Raw genomic sequence first — 19,682 nt, forward strand, 5'->3', positions numbered from 1 at the left:
TGCCTACTTAACATGCATGCATAACAGCGACCCCGGCAGGCCGCACGGCATGCTCATGCAAGAACGGGATCACGGCAGATGCTCATCGCCACCGCAGACAACGGCTCCCCGGCCGAAGACGCGCCCTCCCTCCCCCTCACCGGTCCGGCCGCCCCCGCGGTCCGGCCGGCCACCGGGACCACGTCCCCGGACACGGCTCAGCGCTGGTGGCGCGACGCGGTGATCTACCAGGTCTACGTCCGCAGCTTCCTCGACAGCACCGGTGACGGCATCGGCGATCTGGCCGGTGTCCGCACGGGGCTGCCGTACCTCAAGAAGCTCGGGGTGGACGGCATCTGGCTCAGCCCCTTCTACCCCTCCCCGCAGCACGACCACGGTTACGACGTCGCCGACTACCGCGACGTCGACCCGGTCTACGGCGACCTCGCCGAATTCGACCTGCTGGTGGCCGACGCGCACCGGCTGGGCCTGAAGGTCCTGCTGGACATCGTCCCCAACCACTGCTCCAGCGAGCACCCGTGGTTCCGCGCGGCCCTGGAGGACGGACCGGGCAGCGAGGCCCGCGCGTTGTTCCACTTCGCCGACGGGCGCGGTGCGGACGGTGAACTGCCGCCCAACAACTGGCGGGCGATGTTCGGCGGCCCCGCCTGGTCCCGGGTCACCGAGGCGGACGGGACCGCGGGCCAGTGGTACCTCCACATGTTCACGCCCGAGCAGCCCGACCTGAACTGGCGCAACCCCGTGGTGCCCGCCGACTTCGACAAGGTGCTGCGCTTCTGGCTGGACCGCGGCGTCGACGGCTTCCGGATCGACGTGGCCGCCGGGCTGTTCAAGCACCCCGAGCTCCCGGACTCCCCCGACCCGTCGGCCGACGAGCGGACCCGCGACTCGGTGAACCCGCTGGCCTGGAACCAGCCCGAGGTGCACCAGGTGTGGCGCGACTGGCGCGCACTGTGCGAGGAGTACACCGCGCGCGACGGCCGCGACCGGCTGCTGGTCGGCGAGGTCTCGGTGCGTACCCCGAGCGAACAGGCCGCGTACGTCCGGCCCGACGAGCTGCACCAGGCGTTCTTCTTCCACCTGCTGACCGCGCGCTGGGACGTCGATACCTTCCGCACGGTGATCTCCGAGGCGCTGACCGACATCGCGGGCACCGGCTCCACCGTCACCTGGGTCCTCAACAACCACGACCAGGTCCGCACCGTCACCCGGTACGCGACCGAACCCAGCAGTGGGCCTGGGGGCACCTCCCGGACGAAGTCTGGGGGAGGTCTCGGGCCCGCCCGGGCCCGGGCCGCCGCGCTGCTGATGCTGGCGCTGCCCGGCGCGGCGTACATCTACCAGGGCGAGGAGCTGGGGCTGCCGGAGGTCGTCGACCTGCCGGACGAGGTCCTGACCGACCCGATATTCCACCGCACCGGCAGCCGGCAGCACATCCGCGACGGCTGCCGGGTGCCGCTCCCCTGGTCCGGGCACGCCTCCCCGTTCGGCTTCACCGCGGGTACCGACGCGGCGCGGCCCTGGCTGCCGCAGCCGGAGTGGTTCGCCGACCACGCCACGGACCGGGCGCTGGCCGACACCCGGTCGTTCTGGCACCTGTACCGCGAGGGACTGCAGCTGCGCCGCAGCCTCCCCCAGCTCGGCGAGGGAACGCTGCGCTGGCTCCCCTCCCCGCCCCAGGTCCTGGCCTTCGAACGCGGCGACGGTCTGGTCTGTGCCATCAACTTCGGCACCGGGCCGGTGCCCGCCCCCGCCCCCGGCGTCCCGCTGCTGGCCAGCGGCGACTGCCCCGCGGGAACGCTGCCCGGCTCCACCGCCGCCTGGTGGATGCACGCCCCAGGGTCCGCCTCCGTACCCGCCCCCCGATAGCCCCACACCCCTCCCCCCGACGCCCCGCCAGTCCTCCCGAAGGGAAAACCACCATGAGACGACCCTCCGTACGACACACCCGAGCCGCCCTCTCCGGCGCGGCCGTGCTCGGCCTGGCGCTGTCCGCCACCGCATGCGGCGGCGGCGCCTCGGCCGGCGGCGGCAAGCAGGAACTCAGCGGCCAGACCCTCACCGTGGCCGGTGTCTGGACCGGCGTGGAACAGACCAACTTCAAGAAGGTGCTGGACGGGTTCTCCGAGAAGACCGGCGCCAAGGTGGTCTTCTCCTCCACCGGCGACAACGTCTCGACCGTCGTCGGCAGCCAGATCGAGGGCGGCAACGCGCCCGACGTCGTGATGGTGCCGCAGGTCGGCGTGCTGCAGCAGTTCGCCAAGAAGGGCTGGCTGGCGCCCCTCTCGGCGGAGATCGGCGCCGAGGCCAAGCGGAACTTCGCGCAGGTCTGGAAGGACTACGGCACGGTCGACAAGACGTACTACGGCCTGTACTTCAAGGCGTCGCACAAGTCGACGGTCTGGTACAGCCCGGAGGCGTTCTCGCAGGCCGGGGTGAAGCCCGCGAAGACGTACCAGGAGATGCTGAAGTCCGGCCGCACCCTCTCCGACTCGGGTGTGCCGGCCTTCTCGGTCGCCGGTGAGGCCGGCTGGCCGCTCACCGACTGGTTCGAGAACATCTACCTCTCCCAGGCCGGACAGGAGAAGTACGACCAGCTGGCCGCCCACAAGATCGCGTGGACCGACCCCTCCGTGGTCAAGGCGCTGACCACGCTCGGCAAGCTCTTCGGCGACAAGAACCTGGTGGCCGGCGGCGGATCGGGCGCGCTGCGCACCGACTTCCCCGAGTCCGTCCAGCAGGTCTTCGGCGCCGAGCAGAAGGCCGCCATGGTCTACGAGGGCGACTTCGTCAGCGCCCTGGTCACCGACGAGCTGCACAAGAAGGTCGGCGAGGACGCCAAGTTCTTCCCGTTCCCGTCGGTCGACGGCGGCAAGGCGCCGGTGGTCAGCGGCGGTGACGCCGCGGTGGTGCTCAAGGCCGGCAAGAACAAGAAGGCCGCCATGGAACTGGTCAAGTACCTGGGCACGCCCGAGGCGTCGGCGATCTGGGCCAAGGCGGGCGGCTACATCTCGCCCAACAAGAAGGTGCCGGCGTCCGCCTACCACGACGAGGTCACCCGCAATGCGGCCAAGTCGCTGACCGGCGCAGGGAATTCGGTGCGCTTCGACATGTCCGACCAGGCACCCGCGGCCTTCGGCGGCACCCAGGGCGCCGGCGAGTGGAAGCTGCTGCAGGACTTCCTGCGTGACCCGTCCGACCCCAAGGGCACGGCGCAGAAGCTCGAAGCGGCCGCGGCCAAGGCGTACGGAAAGTAAGGACCGAGGCTCCAGCCATGCCTGCCACCACTTCAGCGGTGCCGCCCGCCACCACGCGCGGCGGCCCGCCCCTCCCCCCGGGCGGCACTCCCCGCCGGACGGCCGCCGCCCCCGCGCGGCGCGCCGTCCGGCGCCGCCGCCGGATCGCCGCGGTGTTCCTCTTCCCCGCGCTGTTGCTGCTGGGAGCGCTCGTCGCGTACCCCATCGTGTTCTCGGTCATCCGCAGCCTGTACGACGCCTCGGGTGACACCTTCGTCGGGGTCGGCAACTACACCCAGATGTTCCAGGACCCGGCCACGCTCCGGGCCATCCGCAACAGTGCGATCTGGGTCGTCTTCGCCCCCGCGCTGCTGACCGGACTCGGTCTGGTGCTGGCCGTGCTGACCGAGAAGATCCGCTGGAAGACGGCGTTCAAGCTGCTGATGTTCATGCCGATGGCGATCTCCTTCCTCGCCGCCGGCATCATCTTCCGGCTCGCGTACGAGCAGGATCCGCAGCGCGGTGTGCTCAACGCGGTCACCGTCGGCATCCACGACAGCTTCCAGGGCGAGTCCACGTCCTTCCCGACGGCCAAGGCCCGGCTCGGCGACAAGCAGCTGACCAAGCTCCCCGACGGCGGCTACCGCACGGCGCACCGCACCGGTCCCGGCCAGGTCGTCAACCTCGGGCTGGTCGGTGTGGCGCCGAAGGACATGCCGCACGCGGCGCGGCCCGCGGCCGGGGCCGCGGGGGCCTCGGCCGGCCCCGGTGAACTGCGCGGTGTGGTCTACCTCGACTTCACCCCCGGCGGTGGCGGCAAGCCCGGCACCGTGGACCGCGGTGAACGCGGGCTGCCGAAGCTCACCGTCGAGGCCGTCGACTCCCGTGGCAAGGTGGCCGGTACCGCGACCACCGCGGCCGACGGCTCCTACCGGCTGACCGGTCTCGCTCCGGGGTCATACGCCCTGCAGCTCCCGGCGAAGGACTTCGCCCCGCCGTACGAGGGCATCGCCTGGCTCGGCCCGGCCCTCATCACCCCCGCCATCATCGGCGCCTACATGTGGATCTGGACCGGTTTCGCCCTGGTCCTCATCGGCGCCGGGCTCTCCTCGATGCCGCGGGACGTGCTGGAGGCCGCGCGGATGGACGGCGCCAACAAGTGGCAGGTGTTCCGCCGGATCACCGTGCCGCTGCTCGGGCCCGTCCTGGGCGTGGTGTTCGTGACGATGGTGATCAACGTGATGAAGGTCTTCGACCTCGTCTACATCATCGCGCCCGGGCCCGTACAGCAGGACGCCAACGTCCTGGCCCTGCAGATGTGGCTGGTCTCCTTCGGCGGCGGCAACAACCAGGGACTGGGCAGCGCCCTCGGCGTCCTGCTGCTGCTCCTGGTGGTGCCGGCCATGGCCCTCAACATCCGTCGCTTCCGCAGGAGCCAGTCATGACCACCGTCCAGCAACCCGTCCCGCCGCGCAGGCGGTCGGCCCGCCCGGCGAAGCGGATCAGCCGGGCCGTGATCCAGCTGTTCCTGCTCGTCATCGGCCTGGTCTGGCTCACCCCGGCCGCCGGCCTGTTCATCTCCTCGCTGCGTACGGAGGAGGCGAACGCCAACAGCGGCTGGTGGACCGCGCTGACCGCGCCCGGCCGGCTGTCGCTCGACAACTACGCGGCGCTGCTGAAGGATTCGGGCATCGTCCAGGCCTTCTGGAACACCGTGCTGATCTCGGTGCCCACCACGATCGCCGTCGTGGTGATCGCCGCACTGGCCGGCTACGCCTTCGCCTGGATGGACTTCGCCGGCCGGGACTGGATCTTCCTGGTCGTGGTCGCCATGCTGGTGGTGCCGGTGCAGATCGGCCTGCTGCCGGTGGCCAAACTGTTCGGCGCGCTCGGCCTGTTCGGCTCCATCCCCGGCGTCATCCTGTTCCACACCGCGTACGGTCTGCCGTTCGCCATCTTCCTGCTGCGCAACTACTTCGCGGAGATCCCCAAGGAGATGCTGGAGGCCGCGCGGATGGACGGCGGTGGGGAATGGCGGATCTTCTCCCAGCTGATCCTGCCGCTGGGCCGCCCGGCCATCGCCAGCCTGGCCATCTTCCAGTTCCTGTGGGTCTGGAACGACATGCTGGTCGCCCTGCTCTTCGCGGACAACGAGTCGCAGCCGCTGACGGTCGCCCTGCAGTCGCAGATGCGGCAGTTCGGCAGCAACATCGGCGTGCTGGCGCCCGGCGCCTTCCTGTCCCTGATCGTGCCGCTGATCGTGTTCTTCGCGTTCCAACGGCACTTCGTCCAGGGGATCATGGCCGGTTCGGTCAAGTAGCCCGGGGCGACCGCACGGCGCGGGGCCCGCTGTCCAGCACAGCGGGCCCCGCCGTCGTGCACTGCGTCAGCAGTTCCGCGGTCGCGTCGTCGACCACGCGGTAGCGCACCACCCGGCCGTCCTTGGCGCCCTCGACCACGCCGGCGGCCCGGAGCAGGCGCAATGCCTGCGAGACCGCGGTGTCCTTCATGCCGGTGGCGACCGCCAGGTCGGAGACGGCGATGGGGCCGGCCCCGTGGAGGGCGAGCAGCAGGGCGAGGCGCCCGGGATCGGCGAGCAGGGCGAAGCGGTCGGCCCAGGCCCGGACCTCGCCCGGCTCACCGATGGCGGCGATGGCGTCGCAGACGCGGTGGCCGTCGATGGTGCGGTGGTCGGCGCGCTCGGCCGGGACGAGATGCATGAGGACATCTTTGCAGGTCACCGAATGTGATCTTGGATACCTGCACAGTTGTGCAGGCTTGAAGGAATCGTCGGACGACCCGTAAGGTTGGCGCGCCGTGGTGCTCGGGAAGCCGGTGACGGACCTTGTGGTCCCAGACCGGCGCGGCCCTCGCCACTGTGATCGGGGAGTTTCCGGCCCTTTTCGTTACGCGCACGGTGCGCGTAACGACGCCACTGACCGCAGCCTGCGGCCGGGAAGGCGGGGCAGGACGCGTGCACCCTTCCCCAAGCTCTAAAGGAGCAGGGTGATACCCCAAAGCCAGGAGACCGGCCACGGCATCTCACGAAGTGATCCACGAGGTGCTGGAGCGTGACCGCCGGATGGCCCTGTCCACCGATACCCCGACCACCCCTGCCCCCGCCACGTTCCGCTGGCGCCGGCAGGACACCGTCCGTACCGCGGGCCTGATGGCCGTCATAGCCGGGCTGCACGTCGTCGCCTTCGGCGTGCTGTTCCTGCTCGTGGTGCCCCACCACTACTCCGTCGGCAGCCAGGTCTTCGGCGTCGGACTCGGCATCACCGCCTACACCCTGGGCATGCGGCACGCCTTCGACGCCGACCACATCGCCGCGATCGACAACACCACCCGCAAGCTGATGGCCGACGGCAAGCGTCCCGTGTCGGTCGGCTTCTGGTTCGCCCTGGGCCACTCCAGCGTCGTGGTCGCCATGGCCGCCCTCGTCGCCGGCGGTGCTCAGCTCGCCGGCACCCTCCTCAACGACGAATCCCGCACCCACCAGATCCTGGGCACCGTCGGCACCACGGTCTCGGGCACGTTCCTCTACCTCATCGCCGCCCTCAACCTCATTGCGCTGACCGGGATCTGGCGGGTGTTCCGCGGGATGCGCGAAGGCCGCCTCGACGAGGCGGAGCTGGAGCAGCAGCTGGATTCGCGGGGCTTCATGAACCGCTTCCTGGGCCGGTTCACCCGCTCGATCTCCCGCCCCGGCCAGATGTTCCCGCTCGGCTTCCTCTTCGGGCTCGGCTTCGACACCGCCACCGAGGTCACGCTGATGGTGATGGCGGGCAGCGGCGCCGCGGCCGGCCTGCCCTGGTACGCGATCCTGTGCCTGCCGCTGCTCTTCGCCGCGGGCATGAGCCTGTTCGACACCCTCGACGGCACCTTCATGAACTTCGCCTACCAGTGGGCGTTCTCCAACCCGGTGCGCAAGGTCTACTACAACCTCACCATCACCGGCCTGTCGATCGCCGTCGCGCTCTTCATCGGCACCATCGAGCTGGTGACCGTGCTCCACGACAAGCTCGGTCTCAGCGACCCGGTGACCGGCTGGATCTCCGGCCTCGACCTCGACAACGTCGGCTTCATCATCGTCGGCCTGTTCGTGGTGGTGTGGGCCGCGGCGCTGGCGTACTGGCGCCTGGCCGGCGTCGAGAAGCGCTGGGCGGCGCGCTCCGCCGGCACGGGCTGAGGCTGCGTTCCGTTCCGGCGCCGTGAGTACGCGCTCACTCGGCAGGCGGAGGGGGCGGGGCGTCGCGGCCCCGCCCCCTCGCCGTGGTCATGGCTGCGCCCGCCGGCCGGCTCAGCGCAGCTCCTGGATGCGGATCAGGTTGCCCGCGGGGTCGCGGAAGGCGCAGTCGCGGATGCCGTACGGCTGCTCGGTCGGCTCCTGGACGACCTCGGCGTCGCCGGCCTGCACCCGTTCGAAGGTGCCGTCGAGGTCCTTGGTGGCCAGCAGGATCCAGCCGTAGGTGCCCTTCGCCATCATCTCCGTGATGGTGCGGCGCTCGTCGTCGGTGACGCCGGGGTCGGCGGCCGGCGGCGCCAGGAGGATCGACGTGTCGGGCTGGCCGGCGGGGCCGACCGTGATCCAGCGCATCTTGCCGTTCCCGACGTCGTTGCGGACCTCGAAGCCGAGGGTGTCGCGGTAGAAGGCCAGGGAGGCGTCCGGGTCGTCGTGCGGGAGGAAGCTGGTGTGAATGGTGATGTCCATGGCTCCCACGCTAGAGGCGCTCGGTGACCTGCGCTTCTCGATTCCTGATCGGTCTGGTCACCTGCTTCGCCAGGCACGGCGGCAGCTCCGCCGGGGCGAGCGCCGCCTGGCGCCGGTAGGCACTGGGCGGCATCCCGACCAGCTCGGTGAAGCGCGTGCTGAAGGTGCCCAGTGACGAGCAGCCGACCGCGAAACAGACCTCGGTGACGCTGAGGTCGCCACGGCGCAGGAGGGCCATCGCGCGCTCGATGCGCCGCGTCATCAGGTAGGAGTACGGGGACTCGCCGTACGCCAGCCGGAACTGGCGGCTGAGGTGCCCGGCCGACATGTTCACGCCACGGGCGAGCGCCTCGACGTTCAACGGCTGGGCGTACTCCCGGTCGATCCGGTCGCGGACGCGGCGCAGCAGCGCGAGATCGCGCAGGGACTGGGCCGTGGTGGGTCTGCTGGTCACGAGCGCGATGGTGCCATGTCCCGCCGGCGTTGCCCAGCACCGCCGGCGTCCGGCGGGAGCAGGGGAGCGCCGGTCACCTCCGCCGGTCCCTTCCGCCGGACGGTTGCCGCGGGCAGGGGCGCGGGCGGCCGGCGACGCCCGGACGGCTCAGAAGTCCGTCTCCGTGAGTGCGCTGGAGAGTTCCCAGAGGCGGGCGGCGGCTTCGGGGTCGGTGGCCCAGGGTTTGACGCCGCCGACGAGCATGTCATCGGTTTCGGCCGGGTCCGCGAGGTCGCAGTCCTGGCAGTAGGCACCGCCGTACGCGTCGAGCAGCGGTGAGGTCGCGGCCCAGACCGCGGTGGCCGCGCCCTGTTGCGGTGTCTTGAAGCCGTCGGCCGGCCGTCCGTCGGGGGTGACCCAGCCGTGGGCGAGCCACTCCTCGCGCGGGACGTGGCGTTGCAGCGGAGTCAGGATGCTGCCCGGGTGCACGGCGAAGGCGTGCAGTCCGCCCGCGGCGCCGAGGCGGTCGAGGTGGTGGGCGAAGAGGGCGTTGGCCGTCTTGGACTGCGCGTAGGCGAGCCAGCGGTCGTAGCCGGTCCGGAAGTGGAGGTCGTCCCAGCGGATGCCGGAGAGGAAGTGCCCCGAGGAGGCCACGGCCACCACCCGGGCGCCGGGGGCGAGGCAGGGACGGAGACGGTTGACGAGCGCGAAGTGCCCGAGGTGGTTGACGGCGAAGTGGGCTTCCCAGCCGGGCCCGATGCGGGTCTCCGGACAGGCCATGATTCCGGCGTTGTTGATGAGGATGTCGAGGGTGCGCCCGGTCCGCAGGAAGCGGTCGGAGAAGGTCCGGACGCTTTCCAGGTCGGCCAGGTCGAGCGTGCGGACCTCGGCCCCGGGGACGTCCTGCAGGGCTTCCTCGGCGACGGCCGCCCGCCGGGCGGGGACGATGACGCGGGCCCCGGCGCGGGCCAGGGCGCGAGTCGCTTCCAGGCCGAGTCCGGAGTATCCGCCGGTGACCAGCGCGGTGCTGCCGGCCAGGTCGATACCGGCCAGGACCTCGTCGGCCGTACTGTGCGCGCCGAATCCCGTGCCGATCTTCTGCTGCTTCATGATCATGCGGACGACGCTAAAAGCTGGAGTGCACGCTAGGTCAAGGTACGGTTCGCCGAGGGAGCAGATGAAGGGGATGTACCGGGATGAACCGGGATGGAGGGGTGGGCAGGATGGGTGAGCACGCGAACGGCATGTCCATAGGCAGGGTCGCCGAGTTGACCGGGATGAGCGTGCATGCGCTGCGGTTCTTCGAGCGCGAGGGGCTGTTCCTGCGGGAGATCCCGCGCTCCGCCGGTGGGCAGCGCGTCTATGTGCAGGCGGACGTGGACTGGCTCGCGCTGTGCGACCGGCTGCGCGCCTCCGGCATGCCGATCGCCACGATCAGGAAGTTCGCGGACCTCGTCCGCTCCGGTCCGGGCAATGAACCGGACCGGCTGGCGCTGCTGCGCGAGCACGAGCGCGCGGTGGAAGCGAAGATGGCGGACCTGCACGCCTGCCTGGACGTCATCCACGCCAAGGTCGTCACGTACGAGCAGCACGTGCGCAACGGAACCGCTGCGGGGGTGTGGGCCCCCACGTCCGCGCCTGCGCCCTCGGACGCGGTGCAGTCCTCCTGAAAGGTCGGGCTTTCCGGCCGCAGGGCCTTCTGAGCCGGCCGCGGTGTCCGGCCGGAGGGAGGGCCGGCCGGACACCGCGTTACGGGCCTGTGCCGAGCGGAGCGAGAGGCGGCGGAGTGCTCATCCCCCGTCCGCCGTCGGTCAGTTGGTGCAGCTGTCGAGCATGGAGGACAGGGCGGTCTTCTCCTTGTCGGTGGTGGTGAGCTTCCAGATGGACTTGATGTGGGTGTAGTCCTTGGCGTAGGTGCACCAGAAGGCGTGGTTGGTGGGCTTCCAGTCGGCCGGTCCGCTGTCGCTCTTGGAGCTGTTGGAGGACTCCGAGGCGATCAGGAGCTGGGGGTCCTTGAGGTCGTTGCCGAAGGCCTTGCGCTGGTCGGCGCTCCAGGAGTCGGCGCCGGAGCGCCAGGCTTCGGCGAGCGGGACCATGTGGTCGATGGTGGCCTGGGCGACGTCGGTGACGGTGGTGTCGTCGTAGGCCGAGTACCAACTTCCGCTGGACGGCTGGCAGTTGCCGGACTCGTCGACGACGTTCTTGCCGTCGCGGGCGAGGACGTCCTGGCGGGTGGTGCAGCCGTCGGGCTGCTTGGCCCATATGTCGAATTTGTCGCGGGCGTAGCCGTCCATGGAATGCGGGGGCGCGACGGTGAGGGCGGCGAGTTCGGCGCGGGCGGTGGCCGTCGAGGGCGGGGCGGGCGGTTCGGCCAGCGCCGGTGCGGCGGTCAGGCCGACGAGGGTGACGGCGGCGGCAGAGAGGCCGAAAACGGCACGACGCATGGGGTCTCCAGAAGTGTGGGGGGTTGGAGAGACACTTCAGGGAACCGCACGAGGGGAACCGGGCGCTACGCGCGTTGAATGAACATGACAATCTCATGTCTTGTTCATTACCTACCCATGGGGAAACCCCCGCCCCTCACCCTCGGAGCGGGGACCCCCTCATGACGCCGTGCCAGGAGTCGGATCAGCGGGTCGAGCCGCTCCAGTAGGCGTCGTCCCACCGCATCACGTCGGGGCTGAACTCGACCTCGGCCCGGTCGGCGGCAGTGGGCGGCAGCGAGAAGGCGTACTTGCCGACGGCCTTCCGGCCGGGCAGGAGGTAACCGGTGAGGACCTTCTGCCGGCCGCTTCCGTCGATCACCAGCTGCGCCGAGGCTCCGTCGGCGTCGTTGACGTCGGGCAGCCCGGTCTCGATCGAGACCCGTTCCTTTCCGGTGTTGACCACCGTGATCGTGACCTGAACGGCCTTGTTGCCCTTGGCGTGACCGTTGGCGAAGGCGTCCGGGGTGAACGGCGTCGGCTTGGCCACGGTGACTTTCAGCCCGTCACCGAAGGTGTATGACTTCCCGAAGGGCAGATGCCGGGCCTTCTCCTCGGCTGCCGCCTCCTCCCTCTCCTCCTTGGCCTCCTTCTTGACCTCCCTGACCTTCGCCCGGGCGTGGTCGACGGCGTGTTTGACCGTCAGGACCATGAAGACTCCGGTGCCCGCGGCGATCAGCAGGCCGACGATGCCCATGACGAGACCGCTGACGGCCATGGCCCGGTTCGTGGCCAGGCCCTTGCGGACATGGCTCAGGCCGATCGAGCCGAAGATCACGGCCAGCAGTGCCGGCAACCAGGAAATCCAGAACAAGAGGATGAACACGCCGAGGCCGATACCGACGAGGCCGAGCACCAGAGCCGTGATGCCCATGCCGTTACGCGGCTGCGCCGTCGGCACCGGGTACGGCAGGCGGGGTACTTCGGCCTCACCCGCCGCGGAGGAAGGCGGAGCCCACGGGTCGTGGTCCGGCGACGGTCTGCCCGAGGAGGAGGAGCCGTCGGAAGAAGTGGGCGTGGTCATGCGGATCCCTTCGGGCAATGAAGCACTCGGACCTGCCCGAGTTTTTTCGATTTTATTACCTCGTGCCGTCGATACCGGACCCTCGCCCCCGGGAACGCGGGGACGCCCCGACCTTCAACGGCGACCCGGGCCCCACAGAAGCCGATAGGCAGGGCATTTACCGCCAATTCGGCAAATCTCGATGTGATCTTCGCCGGAACCTGTTCCTGGATGTGACATGGCGGCGAGGAAATCTGCCCACTGCGCATAGATTCCGGACGACGGGGAGATCATCGGGCTCAATTACGGCTCGCCCCTTCGGCTTTGGCGGAACGCACGCTCCAGCAGGCGTTCCGGTATTTTCCGCATTGAGGTATTTGGGGGGCACCGTGCGGCACGGCCGCATATCCATCTGCACCGCTCCGGCCGTCCTTGCGCTCGCTCTCGGACTGTGGGGCATCACGCGCGAGCACAGCATGTGGCGGGATGAGGCAGCGACCTGGCAAGCGGCACATCGGTCGCTGACCGAGATAGGACACATGGTCGGCCAGGTCGACGTCGTCCACGGCCTGTACTACGCGGTGATGCACGGAGTCTTCGCCCTCTTCGGCGACAGTCTGGTCACCCTGCGGTTGCCCTCGGTGCTCGCCACCGCCACCGCATGCGGACTGACCGCGCTGGTCGGCGCCCGGCTCTCCACCGGCGTGGCGGGGACCGCCGCGGGGCTCGCACTGGCGGTCGTTCCGGCGGTTCAGGAGCACGCCCAGGAGGGACGGTCGTACGCCCTCGTGCTCGCCTTCGTCGTCCTCGCGACGTGGTTGCTGGTGAGCGCACTTGAGCGGCCGGACGGTCGGCGGTGGGCCGGGTACGCGGCCGCCACGCTGATCGCCGCATGGCTCAACTGGTTCTCGCTGTTCGCGCTGGTCGCGCACGGCGTCACCATGGTGTGCCTCCGGCCCGGCCGAACCCGCCTTGTGAGGTGGGCACTTGCCGCCTCCGGGGCCGTTGCCGCGGCCCTGCCGGTGATCCTGACCAGCCGGCTCCAGTCCTCCCAGGTCTCGTGGATCAAGCCGCTCGGCTGGTCGACCGTACTGGGTGTGCTGATCACCGTGGCGGTCGCGGCCCTCTGCACGCGCCTGCCGCAGGCCCGCGGGATGGCGCGCCCGCGCGCGCAGGCGCCGCTGACGCGCCTGAACCTCGCGGTCGTCGCGCTCCCGCTCTGCGCGGTACCGCAGGTCGGACTGGCGCTGATCTCCCTGGTCAAACCCCTCTATGTGACGCGCTACGTGCTGTTCGCGTACGTAGGGCTCGCGCTTCTCATCGGTGTGCTGATCGCCACGATCGCCGGACGCCTCAGGACGGACGCCCGGGTGCTGCTCCCCGTCGCCGTCACCCTGGCCCTCCTGGCGCTGCTCCCGTTCGAGCTCCGCCTGCGTACCGAAGAGAGCCGCATCGACGACGTACTCAGCGCGGCAGCCAGGGTCGGCGACGTGCGCGACACCGCCGACGGCGTCCTCTACATCCCCGCCGCGCGCCGCGACACCGCTCTCGTGTCGCCCCATGAGTTCACCGGCCTGCGCGATCTGGCCCTGGCCCAGGGGCCGGTGGCATCAGGCACGCTCAAGGGCATAGAGGCCGAACCACGCGACATAGAGCGCGCCATGCTGGGCGCCCGGCGGATAGTGCTCGTCACCGACCCCGGGCCGCTCCGGGCCGACACCGTTCGCGACCTCACCAAGCAGCGGGTGCTGCGGACCCGCTTCGTACGCTGCTCGGCCAGCGTCGTCCGGGGCCGCCAAGTGGACCTCTACGAGCGCGGGAAGTGTCATCGCACGGGTGGGCCGGACGCCCTGCGCACCAGCTCGGCACGCCGGGGTGCGCGGGGGTAGGAGCCGCACCACTCGGGGGTAGGAGCCGCATCAGCAGTGGTATGAGGAGCCGTATGAGCATCTTTCTGGAGACCGGGCGGATCGCGCTTCGGCCGTTCACCGCGGGGGACGTGGACCGACTGGCCGATCTGGACGGTGACCCCGAGGTGATGCGGTACCTCAACGGCGGGCGGCCGACGCCGCGCGAGACGATCCGCACCGAGCGCCTGCCGCGCCTGATGCGCACCTTCGCCGCGACCGGAACCGTGGGTTACTGGGCCGCCGAGGCCAAGGACACCCAGGCGTTCCTCGGCTGGTTCCACTTCCGTCCCGTCGAGGAGGACAGCCCGGCCGTGGTCGAGCTCGGCTATCGCCTGCGCCGGGCTGCCTGGGGCCACGGCTACGCCACCGAGGGCGCCCGGGCCTTGGTCCGTAAGGGATTCACCGAACTCGGTGTCCAGCGGGTGACCGCGCATACCATGGCCGTCAATGCCGCCTCACGACGCGTGATGGAGAAGGCCGGCCTGCGCTACGTCCGCACCGACTTCGGCGACTGGCCCGAAGCCATCCCCGGCTCCGAGCACGGCGACGTCGAGTACGCGCTGACCTGGGCGGAATGGGCCGAATAGTCGTCGGGTGCGAGCAGGCCGGCACGGCGGGCCGGCCGGCGTTCCCGAACGCCGGCCGGACCTGATGCGCCATCACATGTGCTGTGAGGCAGGCGAGTTGGCGTTACGGCGCCATCTCGTAAGCCCCTGCCAGCGCCTCCACCCGCTCCCAGACGCGTGCCGAGCGGCCGTCGTCGACGGCCGGGCGGCGGACCGCGCCCAGGGCCCAGGTCTGCTGGGCCTCGGTGGCGGAGTCCTTGCCGTGCAGCTCGACGGCGTGTGCGGAGAAGTCCCTGACCAGGACGGCGAAGAGTTCGTCCAGCACGTCCTCGTCGAGGGTGGTGAGCTGGGCCTGCTCCAGGATCAGCTGGCCGTGCACGACCAGGGCGAAGAGCTGGCCGATGGCGAGCAGGAGGTCCAGGTCGCGGCTCTGCTTCTCGTCGGGGGCGGCGGTGGTGACGAACTCGCAGAGCGCGTCGGCCTGTTCGCGGAAGCGGGCGACGTTGGGAAGGTGGGCGTGGGCGTCGTAGGCGGTGCGCCAGTCGTGGAAGCGGACGGCGCCCAGGCCGCGAGCCGGTCCCTGGCGGAAGAGGAACTCGTCGTCGGCCGCGTCGAGGCGGGTGGGCACGGGCTCGTACTCGGCCGGGGCGAGCAGGTGGTTGCCCATGAACTTGAGGATCAGCGCCAGGTTGACGTGGACGGTGCCCTCCAGCTTCGGCAGACCGCGGATCTCGGTGGCGGCCTGGGTGAAGTAGGTGTCCTTCTCGAAGCCCTTGGCGGCGATCACGTCCCACATCAGGTCGATGACCTTCTCGCCCTCGGTGGTCACCTTCATCTTCGTCATGGGGTTGAAGAGCAGGTAGCGGCGGTCGTCGGGGCCGGCGGACCGGAAGTAGTCGACGGCCCGGTCGCTGAACAGCTTCATGCCGACGAGCCGGACGTAGGCGTCGGTCAGTTCGCGGCGCACGTGCGGGAAGGCGGTGACCGGGCGGCCGTAGAGGATGCGGTTCTGGGCGTGGGTGACGGCCTCGTACATCGCGTGTTCGCAGATGCCGATGGCGCCGGTGCACAGGTTGAACTTGCCTACGTTGACGGTGTTGAGGGCGGCGTCGAAGGCGGCGCGGCCGGTGTGCAGGACGTCCTCCGCCGCGACCGGGTAGTCCTCCAGGCGGAACTCACTGACGTACTTGGAGGAGTCCACGACGTTCTTCACCAGGTGGTACGCCTCGTGGCGGCTGTCGGCGGCGAAGAAAACATAGCCGTCCGGGCCCTCGATGTCGGTGCGGCGGCCGAAGACGGAGACCAGGCCGGCGGCGTTGCCGTTGCCTATGTAGTACTTGGAACCGGTGGCGCGGAAGCCGCCGGCGCCGTCGGGCTCCAGCAGCATGTCGGTGGAGTAGATGTCGGCGCCGTGCGCCTTCTCGGACAGGCCGAACGCGAACACCTCGCCCTGGTCGAGGAGTTCGGCCGCGCGGGCGCGGACGGTGGCGTTGTCGCTCTGCCAGACCGGGCCGAGGCCGAGGATGGTGACCTGCCAGGCGTACCAGTAGTCGAGCCCGTAGAAGCCGAAGATCTCGTTGAGCGCGGCGATCCGGGCGGTGTCCCAGCGCTTGGCCCCCGGTTCGTCGCCGGCGGCCGCGGCCGGGGTGAGGAAGGTCGCGAACAGTCCTTCCCGGGCGGAGAACGCGAGGAAGTCCGCCAGCCAGGCACGGGAGCGGTAGTCCTCGATCAGCTTGCGCTTGCCCCGGCTCTCGAACCAGTCGACGGTGGCGCGCAGCAGCCTGCGGGTCTCGGGGTCGAAGTGCGCCGGGTCGTAGGTGCGCGGGTTGAACAGCAGCTGGTCGGCCATGGAGGGTTCGCCTTCCGGGGGTCGGTGGTGGAGGGGTGTGCTTACGGGGCCGGGTCGGCGGACGGTGGTGTCGCGCCGAGCCGGCGGAGGGTGGCGAGGACGTCGTCGAGCCAGTCCAGCGTCATCCGCTCGTAGGCGATGCCGCCGCGCAGCACCACGTGCTGGAGCTGCTGTCCGGCGTCGGGTGCCGTGGGGGCGTCGGGGCCGGTGAAGTCCCGGTGCTCGCCCGCGAGGTAGTGCGCGAGCCGGTCGGTGTGTGCCCGGTGGTGCCGTTCGACCTCGCGGATCAGCGCGGACGGATCGTCGAAGGCGGCGCCGCGGATCTTCACCGCGAGGTCGTGCCGGACGCTTTCCGGTTCGATCGGCTCATGGAGCCACTCGGAGAGGGCGGTCCGGCCGCGGGCGGCGACGGAGTATTCCTTCTTGTCCGGCCGGGCCTGCTGCGGCACCTCGCGGACGTCGATCCAGCCGTCGCTCTCCATGCGCTTGAGCACGCGGTAGATCTGCTGGTGGGTGGCGGTCCAGAAGTAGCCGATGGACCGCTCGAAGCGCCGGGACAGCTCATAGCCGGAGCCCGGCCGCTCCAGCAGCGAGACGAGGATCGCGTGTTCGAGCGCCATGCCCCGATCCTTCTATGCAACTCGTTGCATAAACAAGAGGGGACGTCAGGTTGAGACCCGGCTCACCCTGACGTCCCCTCGGCAGCCCGCCCCGGCCCCGCCGTCCGGCTCCTCACCTGACGTGCTGCTCGGTCCAGATGATCTTTCCTTCGGGGGTGTAGCGGGTGCCCCAGCGGTCGGCGAGATGGGCGACCAGGTACAGGCCGCGGCCGCCCTCGTCCGTGGTGGCGGCGTAGCGCAGGTGCGGGGCGGTGCTGCTGCCGTCAAAGACCTCGCAGGTCAGCGTGCGGTCGCGGAGGAGGCGGACGGCGACCGGCGGGGTGCCGTACCGGATGGCGTTGGTGACGAGTTCGCTGAGGATGAGTTCGGTGGTGAAGGCGGTCTCCGCGAGGCCCCATTCGGCGAGTTTCTCGCTGACGGCGGTGCGGACGGGCGCGACGGCGGACGGCTCGTGCGGCACGTCCCAGTGGGCGACCTGGGCGGCCGGGAGGCGCCGGGTGCGGGCTACGAGGAGCACGATGTCGTCCTCCTGCTCGGCGGGCAGCAGGGTGTGGCAGGCGTCCTCGCAGATCTGGTCGACGTTGCGGTCCCCGGCGCCGGTCAGGGCGCGGCGCAGCAGGGTCAGACCGGTGTCGAGGGAGCGGTCGCGGCTGCGGATCAGGCCGTCGGTGTAGAGGACGATCCGGGTGCCTTCGGGCAGGTGGTGTTCGCTGCTCTCGAAGGGGAGTTGGGTCAGGCCGAGGGGCGGGCCCGCGGGGACGTCCGGGATGGTGACCGTGCCGTCGGGAAAGATCAGCGCCGGCGGTGGATGGCCGGCCCGGGCCATGGTGCACTGCCCGGAGACCGAGTCATAGATCGCGTACAGGACCGTGGCTCCGGTGACGGTGGCCGCCTCGCTGTCGGCGGTTTCGTCGCGGTCGATCCGGTCGACGAGTTCGTCGAGGTGGCTGAGCAGTTCGTCGGGCGGCATGTCGAGGCCGGCGAAGTTGTGGATCGCGGTGCGCAGCCGGCCCATGGTGGCGGCGGCGTGCAGCCCGTGCCCCACCACGTCGCCGACCACCAGGGCGACCCGCTCCCCGGCCAGCGGGATGACGTCGAACCAGTCGCCGCCGACGCCGGCCCGGGCCGGCAGGTAGCGGTGGGCGACCTGGACCGCGTCCTGGCTCGGCAGATCGCGCGGGAGCAGGCTGCGCTGGAGGGCCACGGCCGTGGCGTGCTCGCGCGTGTAGCGGCGGGCGTTGTCGATGCAGAGGGCGGCGCGGGCCACCAGCTCCGTCGCCGCCGAGCGGTCATCGCCCTCGAAGGGGGCGCGCCCGCCGGTGCGCCAGAAGTGGACCACACCGAGTTCCGCGTCCCCGGTGCGCAGGGAGGCGGTGATCAGGGAGCGGAATCCGCTGCGGAGGAGGGTCCGGGCCAGCTCCGGTCCGCGTGACCGCCAGCCGCTCGCGACCTCCAGGTCGGGCACCAGCAGCACCTGGGGATCGGTCTCGGGTCTGACGAAGGCCACGGTCTCCGCCGGCACCGCGGCGACCTCGGGCGCCCCGGCGACTGCCGCGCGCCGCATCTCCCCCGGCGCCTTCACACCGGGTTCCTCACCGCGCAGCACCCACTCCGGCACGTCGACCGTCACGGCGTCGGCGAAGCGCGGGGTCGCCACCCGCGTCAGCTCCTCGGCGGTGTGCGTCACGTCCAGTGTGGTCCCGATGAGCAGGCTGGCGTCGTAGAGCAGCTGGAGGCGTTCCCGGGCGACCTCGGCGCGTCCGGTGACGGCCCGCAGCTCCGTGGTGTCCCGCAGGGTGACCACGCTGCCGCCGTGCGGGCCGGTCGGGCGGCAGCTGGCGGCGAGCAGCCGGTCGTGCACCCGGTGGACCTCGTCCGTCGCCTCCCGGCAGGAGGCCAGCAGACCGGCGAACTCGGCCTCCAGGCCCAGTTCGCGGACGTCGCCCTGTTCGGCGCCCCGGGGCAGTTCCAGCAGCCGCCGGGCCTCGTCGTTGACCAACAGCAGCCGCCGGTCCGGGCCGACGATGAGCACCCCCTCCCGGACGGCGTGCAGCACCGCGTCGTGGTGCTCGTACATCCGCGTCACCTCGGCGGGCCCCAGGCCGTGGGTCTGCCGGCGCAGCCGCCGGCTCACCAGTGCCGCGCCGCCGACGGCCAGCGCGAGCGCCGCGGCCACCGCGCCCACGAGCAGCGGCAGCTCGCGGTTCACCGCTTCGGACACGGTGGTGATCTGCACGCCCGCGGTGACCACCCCCACCACGACACCGCGGGCGTCGGTCACCGGGACCACGGCGCGGATCGCGTCGCGGGGTGCGCCGGTGAACTTCTCGGTGAACGACTCCCCGTGCAGCGCCCGTGCCCAGTCACCCGAGGCCGGGTGGCCGATCAGCGCCGGGACGGGGTCGGTGTAGCGGATGCCGGTGGGGCTGAGCACGGCGACGAAGTCGACCCCGGACTCGCGCCGGGTGGCCTGGGTGCGGGGCTGCAGCACGGCCGTGGGGTCCGGAGAGCGCAACGCCGCTGCCGTACCGGGCGCATGGGCGAACGCCACCGCCACCCCGAGGGACCGGGCGCCGGCGGTCTGCTCGCTCTCGCGCCGGGCCTGCACCACCTGCACCGCACCCGCGGCCGCGATCAGCACGATCACGATGGCCGACATCAGGACGAAGACCTGGGCGGCGACGCTGGACCGGCCGCCCGTTCCGTGGCGTGGGTCCTCGGCTCGTCGGGCGAACGCGGTGCGCACGCGACGGAGCCAGATTTGACCGTTTTTCAGCCACATATGGATACATGTAACACGGAGTGCGTTGCGCGCCGCGCACCGTCGCCCCCGCCGACGCTGACGAGAACCGCCGCGGCGTGACATTC

Annotated in this window: 17 protein-coding genes and 1 riboswitch; of the genes, 8 read left to right on the top strand and 9 right to left on the bottom strand. The window is 70.8% G+C overall.

Going from position 1 to position 19,682, the window contains the following annotated elements; all coding sequences use genetic code 11:
- Window positions 1-78 precede the first annotated feature (78 nt).
- The 4 genes from ACGF4C_RS27450 to ACGF4C_RS27465 are packed head-to-tail and all read left to right on the top strand — an operon-like array spanning window position 79 to window position 5,556.
- Window positions 79-1,869 (top strand): glycoside hydrolase family 13 protein, encoded by a 1,791-nt coding sequence (locus ACGF4C_RS27450; RefSeq protein WP_393569461.1) that lies wholly within the window; start codon window positions 79-81, stop codon window positions 1,867-1,869.
- 53 nt (window positions 1,870-1,922) lie between these two features.
- Window positions 1,923-3,257, top strand: a complete 1,335-nt coding sequence (locus ACGF4C_RS27455; protein ID WP_393569462.1) for an ABC transporter substrate-binding protein — start codon at window positions 1,923-1,925, stop codon at window positions 3,255-3,257.
- 17 nt (window positions 3,258-3,274) lie between these two features.
- Window positions 3,275-4,681 (top strand): ABC transporter permease subunit, encoded by a 1,407-nt coding sequence (locus ACGF4C_RS27460; protein WP_393569463.1) that lies wholly within the window; start codon window positions 3,275-3,277, stop codon window positions 4,679-4,681.
- The gene (locus ACGF4C_RS27465; protein ID WP_393569464.1) at window positions 4,678-5,556 is read left to right on the top strand and encodes a carbohydrate ABC transporter permease; all 879 of its coding nucleotides are present in this window, start codon (window positions 4,678-4,680) and stop codon (window positions 5,554-5,556) included. The genes ACGF4C_RS27460 and ACGF4C_RS27465 overlap by 4 nt, the downstream gene beginning before the upstream one ends.
- Here the strand turns inward: ACGF4C_RS27465 and ACGF4C_RS27470 are convergent.
- The gene (locus ACGF4C_RS27470; protein ID WP_051823270.1) at window positions 5,549-5,956 is read right to left on the bottom strand and encodes a metalloregulator ArsR/SmtB family transcription factor; all 408 of its coding nucleotides are present in this window, start codon (window positions 5,954-5,956) and stop codon (window positions 5,549-5,551) included. The genes ACGF4C_RS27465 and ACGF4C_RS27470 overlap by 8 nt on opposite strands.
- A gap of 81 nt (window positions 5,957-6,037) precedes the next feature.
- Window positions 6,038-6,288, top strand: a riboswitch (cobalamin riboswitch).
- A 30-nt stretch (window positions 6,289-6,318) separates the two neighbouring features.
- On the opposite strand from ACGF4C_RS27470, the gene ACGF4C_RS27475 reads away from it, so the two are divergent.
- Complete coding sequence (locus ACGF4C_RS27475; RefSeq protein ID WP_393569491.1) at window positions 6,319-7,428, top strand: HoxN/HupN/NixA family nickel/cobalt transporter; 1,110 nt, start codon at window positions 6,319-6,321, stop codon at window positions 7,426-7,428.
- Window positions 7,429-7,539: 111 nt separating this feature from the next.
- Here ACGF4C_RS27475 and ACGF4C_RS27480 read toward each other — a convergent pair whose 3' ends face one another.
- The 3 genes from ACGF4C_RS27480 to ACGF4C_RS27490 all read right to left on the bottom strand — a co-directional run bounded on the left by ACGF4C_RS27480 (window position 7,540) and on the right by ACGF4C_RS27490 (window position 9,499).
- Entirely contained in the window at window positions 7,540-7,950 is a 411-nt protein-coding gene (locus ACGF4C_RS27480) for a VOC family protein (RefSeq protein ID WP_030412696.1), read from the bottom strand.
- A 10-nt stretch (window positions 7,951-7,960) separates the two neighbouring features.
- On the bottom strand, window positions 7,961-8,404 hold the full coding sequence (locus ACGF4C_RS27485) for a helix-turn-helix transcriptional regulator (RefSeq protein ID WP_030412697.1): 444 nt from the start codon (window positions 8,402-8,404) through the stop codon (window positions 7,961-7,963).
- A gap of 147 nt (window positions 8,405-8,551) precedes the next feature.
- On the bottom strand, window positions 8,552-9,499 hold the full coding sequence (locus ACGF4C_RS27490; protein WP_393569465.1) for an SDR family NAD(P)-dependent oxidoreductase: 948 nt from the start codon (window positions 9,497-9,499) through the stop codon (window positions 8,552-8,554).
- A gap of 107 nt (window positions 9,500-9,606) precedes the next feature.
- Between ACGF4C_RS27490 and ACGF4C_RS27495 the strand changes: the two genes are divergently transcribed.
- Window positions 9,607-10,053: a MerR family transcriptional regulator gene (locus ACGF4C_RS27495; protein WP_393569466.1), complete on the top strand. Its 447-nt coding sequence runs from the start codon at window positions 9,607-9,609 to the stop codon at window positions 10,051-10,053.
- Window positions 10,054-10,194: 141 nt separating this feature from the next.
- On the opposite strand, the gene ACGF4C_RS27500 is transcribed toward ACGF4C_RS27495, so the two are convergent.
- Window positions 10,195-10,827, bottom strand: a complete 633-nt coding sequence (locus ACGF4C_RS27500; RefSeq protein WP_393569467.1) for a DUF1524 domain-containing protein — start codon at window positions 10,825-10,827, stop codon at window positions 10,195-10,197.
- A 184-nt stretch (window positions 10,828-11,011) separates the two neighbouring features.
- On the bottom strand, window positions 11,012-11,890 hold the full coding sequence (locus tag ACGF4C_RS27505) for a DUF4190 domain-containing protein (RefSeq protein ID WP_393569468.1): 879 nt from the start codon (window positions 11,888-11,890) through the stop codon (window positions 11,012-11,014).
- 518 nt (window positions 11,891-12,408) lie between these two features.
- Between ACGF4C_RS27505 and ACGF4C_RS27510 the strand changes: the two genes are divergently transcribed.
- Together ACGF4C_RS27510 and ACGF4C_RS27515 are read left to right on the top strand one after the other, a co-directional pair.
- Window positions 12,409-13,758 (top strand): glycosyltransferase family 39 protein, encoded by a 1,350-nt coding sequence (locus ACGF4C_RS27510; RefSeq protein WP_393569469.1) that lies wholly within the window; start codon window positions 12,409-12,411, stop codon window positions 13,756-13,758.
- 53 nt (window positions 13,759-13,811) lie between these two features.
- Complete coding sequence (locus ACGF4C_RS27515) at window positions 13,812-14,366, top strand: GNAT family N-acetyltransferase (protein ID WP_393569470.1); 555 nt, start codon at window positions 13,812-13,814, stop codon at window positions 14,364-14,366.
- Between the two features lie 103 nt (window positions 14,367-14,469).
- Here the strand turns inward: ACGF4C_RS27515 and ACGF4C_RS27520 are convergent, their stop codons facing one another.
- The 3 genes from ACGF4C_RS27520 to ACGF4C_RS27530 form a co-directional block, all read right to left on the bottom strand.
- A complete protein-coding gene (locus tag ACGF4C_RS27520; protein WP_393569471.1) occupies window positions 14,470-16,194 on the bottom strand; it encodes an acyl-CoA dehydrogenase family protein in 1,725 nt (574 codons plus the stop codon).
- A gap of 41 nt (window positions 16,195-16,235) precedes the next feature.
- Window positions 16,236-16,814: a PadR family transcriptional regulator gene (locus ACGF4C_RS27525; protein WP_393569472.1), complete on the bottom strand. Its 579-nt coding sequence runs from the start codon at window positions 16,812-16,814 to the stop codon at window positions 16,236-16,238.
- Between the two features lie 112 nt (window positions 16,815-16,926).
- Window positions 16,927-19,473, bottom strand: coding sequence for a SpoIIE family protein phosphatase (locus tag ACGF4C_RS27530; RefSeq protein ID WP_393569492.1), 2,547 nt, complete (start codon window positions 19,471-19,473; stop codon window positions 16,927-16,929).
- Window positions 19,474-19,682 lie beyond the last annotated feature (209 nt).

It is taken from the genome of Streptomyces sp. NPDC048197, from assembly GCF_043202395.1.
Taxonomy (GTDB): Bacteria; Actinomycetota; Actinomycetes; order Streptomycetales; family Streptomycetaceae; genus Streptomyces; species Streptomyces siderophoricus.